The organism is Alcanivorax sp. HI0044, from assembly GCF_001634945.1.
Genome location: NZ_LWEZ01001082.1, coordinates 1 through 467, shown reverse-complemented (window position 1 = coordinate 467; position 467 = coordinate 1). Strand labels below are relative to the sequence as shown.

Sequence of the window (467 nt, the reverse complement as noted above, 5' to 3'; positions counted from 1 at the left end):
GGATCTGGTCCATACCGGACGTACCTATGTGCCGGAAACCCAGTACCGTAATTACGCGCCCTTCCTGCAAGGCCGCTTCAAGCTCACCGACAAGCTCAATCTGAATGCCGGTGCCCGCTATGAAAAAGCCAAACTGAAAGTGGATACTTACTCCACCATCGACCGGACCAACGTGGTTAAGGAACCTCTGAATAACTCCTTGCGTACTCAGCGTGGCCTGAAGCGTGCAGCTGTTGAGTCTTGTCTTGACGGACAGGGTGGCTCCCTTTCCTAGAGGCAAGGCGCAGCAGATGTGCGCTTCAGGCCACGCCCTCCGGGTCTTCCAGGCTAGCCCGCACTCGTCGTTGCGTTTTTTCGATGGATGGACATACACCTTCAAAATCGCGCCTAGATTGCGAGCCAGCCTGAAAGACTGAGCATGCAAGGAGTTATTCAGAGGTTCCTTAATGACGATGTGGTCGTGGAAG

At 54.4% G+C, this 467-nt stretch carries 1 protein-coding gene; it reads left to right on the top strand.

Annotated elements, in window-relative coordinates; translation table 11 throughout:
- The coding region (locus A3730_RS32690) for a TonB-dependent receptor domain-containing protein (RefSeq protein WP_231883952.1) at positions 1 to 274 on the top strand (274 nt) is incomplete at its 5' end.
- Between the last annotated feature and the right edge of the window lie 193 nt (positions 275 to 467).